Origin of the sequence: Shewanella colwelliana ATCC 39565 (assembly GCF_000518705.1) — a bacterium.
Lineage (GTDB): Bacteria > Pseudomonadota > Gammaproteobacteria > Enterobacterales > Shewanellaceae > Shewanella > Shewanella colwelliana.
Map to the genome: position 1 here is coordinate 339,785 of NZ_KI912479.1, position 6,901 is coordinate 346,685.

The 6,901-nt window shown below is 46.9% G+C and carries 5 protein-coding genes and 1 tRNA gene; all 6 read right to left on the minus strand.

Features of this window, described 5'->3' with window-relative positions; all coding sequences use genetic code 11:
• Positions 1 to 10 precede the first annotated feature (10 nt).
• Positions 11 to 1,063, minus strand: coding sequence for an electron transport complex subunit RsxD (gene rsxD / locus L876_RS0117730; RefSeq protein WP_028765026.1), 1,053 nt, complete (start codon positions 1,061 to 1,063; stop codon positions 11 to 13).
• Positions 1,064 to 1,065: 2 nt separating this feature from the next.
• On the minus strand, positions 1,066 to 3,546 hold the full coding sequence (gene rsxC, locus L876_RS0117735) for an electron transport complex subunit RsxC (RefSeq protein ID WP_028765027.1): 2,481 nt from the start codon (positions 3,544 to 3,546) through the stop codon (positions 1,066 to 1,068).
• Complete coding sequence (gene rsxB, locus L876_RS0117740; protein WP_028765028.1) at positions 3,540 to 4,109, minus strand: electron transport complex subunit RsxB; 570 nt, start codon at positions 4,107 to 4,109, stop codon at positions 3,540 to 3,542. The genes rsxC and rsxB overlap by 7 nt, the downstream gene beginning before the upstream one ends.
• Before the next feature lie 2 nt (positions 4,110 to 4,111).
• Positions 4,112 to 4,690 (minus strand): electron transport complex subunit RsxA, encoded by a 579-nt coding sequence (gene rsxA / locus L876_RS0117745; RefSeq protein WP_028765029.1) that lies wholly within the window; start codon positions 4,688 to 4,690, stop codon positions 4,112 to 4,114.
• Positions 4,691 to 4,785: 95 nt separating this feature from the next.
• The gene (locus L876_RS0117750) at positions 4,786 to 6,702 is read right to left on the minus strand and encodes an EAL domain-containing protein (protein ID WP_028765030.1); all 1,917 of its coding nucleotides are present in this window, start codon (positions 6,700 to 6,702) and stop codon (positions 4,786 to 4,788) included.
• A 119-nt stretch (positions 6,703 to 6,821) separates the two neighbouring features.
• Positions 6,822 to 6,897 (minus strand) — tRNA-Asn (locus L876_RS0117755).
• Positions 6,898 to 6,901: the final 4 nt, after the last annotated feature.

Below are 6,901 nucleotides of genomic sequence, written 5' to 3' on the forward strand. Positions count from 1 at the left end.
CTGCCTAGGGTTAGTGGCTAGACCGATGACCATAGGCTCGGGGTTTAACATAGTAGTCGATAAAGGGAGCACATAAGTTGGCTAACAACACCGCAAACGCGAAGGCGTCAGGGTACCCCCCAAAGCTGCGGATAACGTAAACCAGCACTCCAATGAGTGCGCCAAAGATTAAGCGGCCTCTCGGGCTAGTCGCTGCGGTGACAGGATCTGTCGCGATAAAGAACGCCGCCAGCATAGTCGCACCAGAAAAGAGATGCAGTAGCGGACCTGTGTGAGTGTCTGGGCTTAACAGATAACCGACTCCAGCGCAGACAAATAAACTACCCAGTATACCGATGCTAATATGCCAACGGATCACCTTCAGCTTTAGCATCATCAATCCACCAAGCAAGTAGGCCACATTTATCCAGGCCCAGCCCACGCCAAACCCGTCAGAAAATGAGGGTAAGGTTAAAGCTTCATCAATGGTTAATCCTGTTGATAGACTTGTTTTAATTGCATCAAGTGGGGTGGCCATTGACACGCCGTCAAAGCCCGCACGGTAGGCTAAAATCTCCTGGCTGCTGGCGCCTTGAAAGATAATCTGCAAACTGCTTAACAAACTCACATCATTGAGCGCAGCGCCAGTAGGGGCGACCCATGTTGTCATCTGTAATGGGAAGCTAATGAGTAGCATGACGTAGGCAGACATGGCTGGATTAAAAATATTATTGCCTAAGCCACCATAAAGATGTTTAACGACGACAATCGCGAAAATGGCGCCAATTGTGGTTATCCACCAAGGTGCTAGCGCGGGAACAGCTACACCAATCAATAAGCCGGTTAATGCCGCACTATTATCACTTAAGGTGGGCCATACTTGACGCTTGCGGCTGGTTAATACTGCAGCTTCTGCTGCCATGGCGACGGCGATCGCCAACATTAATTGAATAATGGCGCCCCATCCGAAAAAGTAACATTGTGCAAGTACACCCGGTACGGCGCAAAGCATCACTTTTAACATGACCGACTTGGTTTGGGCGCTTGTATTTAAATGGGGCGATGACGCCAATTTAAATGCCATGGTTAATCCTTGTTCTGGTCATTGGTAAGCATAGATTCTTGTGTCAATTTTTTTGCCTTAGCTTTTGCTACGGCGGCCGCGATTTTCGCCTTCTTAATCTCTGCTGGCGACGCTATTTGAGCTTCATCGGCCTCGCTGGTAGCACTTTTTTGACTCTTGGCGTCAGCCAATGTCACACCGTCTTCTGGCGCACTATCTGGCCCAATGCTAGCCTCTGTTGGCGCGTGCTCTTGATTAGTCAAGGATTGCTGCGCGAGCTTTTTCGCTTTAGCTTTGGCAACGGCAGCAGCGATTTTAGCTTGTTTTTGCTGAGCGGGTGTTAACGAAATATCTGCACTTGAACCGTCTGTAGCGCAGTGCGCTGTCAATGCCGAGGTATGGGATGTTTCGGCGTTAGCACTATCTGCGTCAGCACTTTGTGCTTGTGCGCGCTTCTTTGCTTTAGCTTTGGCAACGGCTGCCGCAATTTTTGCTTTTTTAGCCTCATCAGCCGATATCGTCTCTGGCTGGGCATCCAAAACAGGCGCAGCAGCGTCGCAGGCATCACTATTACGACTTTCTTTTGCCTTTGCTGCTTTTTTAGCTTTTGCTCTTGCGATGGCGGCAGCGACTTTTTCTTGCTGGGTCGTTAACCCTGGTTCCTCGTTTGTTGCTGTTTGTTGCGCCTTCTTGGCTTTAGCCCTTGCAATTGCTGCGGCAACCTTCTCTTCTCGCGGATCAGGCGTTTCAGTTGCTGGTTCCTTTACTGGGGCTATGCTTTGAGCCAGCTTTTTAGCTTTAGCGCGCGCAACGGCTGCAGCCACTTTTTCCTGTTGCGTGGGCACACTGTTTTCAGTTTGCTCTACTGTTTTAGTCTGCTTCTTTGCCTTGGCTCTGGCGATGGCCGCTGCCACTTTATCTTGCGGTGCATCGCTAACATTTTCTGTTTGCGTGGCAGCTTTTTTCGCCTTGATCCGTGCCATCGCTTCTGCAACAGCATCTTTATCATTGTTAGACATAGCGGCTTTGCGTTTGTTTGCCGCTTGCTTCGCTTTTTCTTCGCGGGCTCGTTTCTCCTCTTCGAGCCGCAGGGTTCGTGAGTCAAAACGTTGCTTTGCGAGTTCCGCTTGCTTTTTCTCTTCTGCCTCAACTTTCAAGGCTGATTTCGCCACCCGATAGTATTCGACCAGAGGGATATCACTAGGGCAGACGTAGCTGCAACACCCACACTCGATGCAATCTCTTAGGTTGTATCCTGCCGCCTTATCGTACTCTTGAGCTTTGGCATGCCAAAACAGCTGTTGAGGTAGCAGTTGCGCAGGGCAGGCAACGGCACATTCACCGCATCGAATACAAGGCTGCTCTTTACGCTCAGGTGCGATTTCTTGTTGTGTTGGCATCAACACGCAGTTAGTGCCTTTTAGCACGGGAGCGTGTCTATTGGGCAGCATATAGCCCATCATTGGACCACCAATGATTAATGGATCGTCATCGTTGCCCAAATACTGGGTTTTACCCAGCAAGTCATCAATTGGTGTCCCGATTGGCAGCCAATAGTTCCCGGCTTGGCCGACATGACTTCCGGTCAAGGTCACCACGCGCTCAATCAATGGCATATTGCAATATACCGCTTGATCAATAGCATAAGCCGTACCGACGTTTTGTACCAAAATGCCTAATTGCGCCGGAATTGAACCAGATGGTACTTCTTGGCCGGTTAATATTTGGATTAACTGTTTTTCACCGCCAGAAGGATAGAGCGTGGGGATCACTGTGACCTTGGCAAGATCGCTCGGTAAAGTGCTTCTATTTAACGCATGGCGCATCTGCTCGCTAGCTTGAGGTTTGTTGTCCTCAATGGCGATAACAATACGTTTTGGTGACAACAATTGATGGATAATGGTGATACCGCTGACAATCTCATCACAATGTTCTTGCATCAATCTATCGTCAGAGGTGATAAAGGGTTCGCACTCTACGCCATTAATGATCAGCAGTTCAATTTCGCTAACCGGCTTTAACTTTATATGGGTTGGAAATGCCGCGCCACCAAGTCCCGCGATACCAGCTTGTTGGATACGAGACAAGATCGCTTCGTTGTCCATTTTGACCACGTCGCTCGGGTCGAGACGTGGGTGTATGCTGCTTACAAGGGTATCTTGCTTATCGTTTTCAATCACGCAGCTTAAAACGGGTAAACCTGAAGCATGGTTGCTGGGACGCTCTTCAATCGCAATAACTTTGCCCGATACGGGTGTATGCACGGGTAAATATCGAAAACCCTCGCCATGGGTGAGCGCCTGGCCTTTAAGCACATTTTGCCCAACGTCAACAGTAAGACTATAGGCGTCTCCAGCCTGAGGAACCGGGATAATATAGTGATCGGCTGGGGCTAGTCTTGCTATCGCAGAATGACTCGATAAGGTTTTGCACTCGGGAGGATGAATACCACCGGGGATTTTCCATAGTGTCCCTTTATCTATCTGTTCAAATAAGGTTAACACTTGGCATCCTCACTAAGATTAATAACGGGTATAGCATTGAGTTTCCAATTCCAGTTTTGCACCGTTTGTCCGACAGGTAACATATCGATGCAATCCACAGGGCAGGGCTCAACGCAGAGGTCACAGCCGGTACAATAGTCGGTGATGACTGTATGCATCTGTTTACCTGTACCCAAAATTGCATCAACCGGACAAGCCTGAATGCATTTTGTGCAGCCGATACATTCATCTTCTCGAATGTAGGCAACTTTCTTAATCTGTGTTTCAGCGGTGGCGGTTAATGGCTCAGGGTCAACGCCCATGAGTTGTGCCAATTTTTCCATGGTTGCCGTGCCACCGGGTGGGCATTTATTGATTTTTTCACCATTGGCTATCGCTTCAGCGTAGGGCCTACAACCGGGATAACCGCATTGGCCGCATTGTGTTTGTGGTAACAAGGCTTCAGCCTGTTCGACAATGGGATCACCCTCAACTTTGAATTTTTCGGCTGCGAAACCTAGCAGTGCCCCAAAGACAAGTGCTAAAACGCTGAGCAGACCGATAGCGATAAAAATTTCAATCATGCTTAGCTTACCAATCCTGTGAAGCCCATGAAGGCAAGAGACATAAGGCCTGCAGTGATCATTGCTATCGCACCGCCCTTGAAAGGCTCTGGTACATCAGCGGCTGCTAGCCGTTCACGCATAGCGGAAAATAGAATCAATACAATTGAGAAGCCTGCAGCAGCTCCAAAGCCATAGATGGCTGACTCGATGAAATCGTGTTTTTCATTGACGTTAAGCAGTGCAACACCCAATACCGCGCAGTTGGTGGTGATGAGTGGCAGGTAGATCCCTAAAGCTCGATGCAGAGAGGCACTGGTTTTTTGCACCAGCATTTCAGTAAATTGTACGACGACCGCAATGACTAAAATAAACGCCATTGTGCGCAAATAACCCATTTCAAAGGGCTGCAGCAGGTAGTTGTCTACGAGGTAACTTAAGACTGACGCGAGTGTCAATACAAACGTCGTCGCCATGGACATACCGATGGCAGACTCAAGTTTGCTGGATACGCCCATAAATGGGCATAGTCCGAGGAATTTGACTAATACAAAGTTGTTGACCAGTACTGTGCCGACCAAAAGTAGGAGATATTCACTCATCTCTTTATGCTATCTATTTCTAAATTATGGCGTATTATCGGCCTTTCGGCTGGGATTAACAACACATAGAATGCAGGGATTAATCCCTTTTTGATTTAAGTGACTGTTGATTGTTCATCTTTTGTTGAAATAGGTTTGGGCTTAGCAATGTAGTAGCCTTGAAGACCGTCGACCAAAAGGTGTTCAAATGCCAGTTTTTCTTCTTGGCGTTCGATACTGGTAGCGACCACTTTTATCGATTGTTTGCGCGCAACATCCACAATCATCTTCACAAAAAAGCGGTTATTGTCATCACTGTCGATGGCATCGGTATAACTGCCATCGAGCTTAATAAAGTCCGGCCTAATCTCTTTAAAAAACTTAAACGAGGTGAAACCCATCCCAAAATGTTCGACCGATACCCGTGAGCCAACGCTATGCATATCGCGGACGAACTTATAGGCCATGTTGATATTGGCTTGCATTCCTGATTCGTTAACTTCAAGTACGATGCGTGAAGCTAAAGAGCGCTGGCGGATAAATAGATCTTTAAGCCATGCAACAAAGGTCGGTTGAGTAACTGATGCTGTGCTGATATTAATGCCAAACACGCCATCTAGATTAGGGTTATCCATCAGTAGACGAAAGGTATTGAGAATAATGATTTTGTCGAGTTCGACACTTAAATTATGCCGTTCAGCCATGGCAATAACGGTTGCGGTCGGTAAAAATTTGCCTTCTTTACTGTAAAAGCGAGACAGTAGCTCGCGATATACTTTTTGTTCGCCACGGCACGGCTGAATATCTTGGGCGTGAAAACGCAGTGCTTTGCGGGCGATGATATCTTCAACGGCTTCTTTCCAGCGCGAATCTCCAAATAGCTCATCGCCATTGAGCTTTTCTTGAATATGGTAGCTGTTAGGACCTAGCGTCTGAGCAATACTGACTGCAGCATCACCTAAATACACTAACGATAAAACTTCATTACCTTGCTGGTACGGAACTAACCCCGTATACGCAACTGATTCAGCCTCGATGGTTTGCTGGTACTCATCAAATTCCGACTTAATTTTATCGAGTATTGCTTCGGCGTCGTTAATCACCAGATCAGGGATAAATACAGCAAAATCAGCGCTTGAAATTCGGTAAAACTCGACATGTGACTGCTCGGATAAGGCCTTTCTTAAGCAGTTTGCCACGCCTGCAAGGTAGTCGTCGCCAGCGACTCGTCCTTGGGCTTGATTAATTGCCCCAAGTTCAGTGGCTTTAACCATGGCGAGTAGACCAATTCTGTCTTTACCCGGTTTGGCGAGGTTGTCTAATTTATCAGTAAACTTAGGTCGGGTACTGAAGCCTGTGACCGGATCTTGATAGGCTTCACGATTTAGCAACTCATTGTGTTTGTTAATCTCGTTAAATTGCTGATGCAGCGCTGTTCGGCTGTTCTCTATTGCCAGCCCTACGGGTTTTAGCTCGCCGCGAAATTTAGAGTGAGCGAGTGCATCAAATTTGAGTGAGGCGAGGGAGGCGATCGCCTCACTTGCATAGCGAATTGAACGTTTTAAGCGACTCATGAGTAAGCTAAAGAGTATGGCAATAAGCAAATACAGCGCCCACAAATAAATTAAGTTGCTTTTTAATGACGATGCAGCGCTGTCTAAAATGGGTTCAAGGCTCAACTTAACTTGTAAGCGCCCCATAGGCAGTGCTCGTGTATCACCGAGCTCTTGAATAAAAAGACGCTTAATTATGTCTGAGCGTTGGCTCATTAGCTGACCGTAAGTGAAGTTAAAACTACTGTCTTGACTATGGATATACTGAAAAAACTGAAATGAATAAGTTTGCTTAAGGCGTGAATAAAGCGCTTCACCGTTCTCTGGAAGGGAGGTTAACCATACAGAAGAGCTGGTGTAGCTATTGAACTGTTCTGTTGCTAATTTCGTCACACGTTCAGCTTCAGCCCGATAAAGCACGAGCGTGATACTGATAAATATTACCACAAGCAAAAAGTGAAAAGTTTTCGAAACACTCATAACAAGTTAGTCCAACGTGATCGGCAAGTTAATTTTAGACAAAATTATTGCGTACAGTCTAACTTATTATCTAATAAAGCGAAATTATATTAATAAGGAGGGCAATATCTTAAAAGCAGTGGCTCCCCAGACTGGACTCGAACCAGTGACATACGGATTAACAGTCCGCCGTTCTACCAACTGAACTACAGGGGAATCG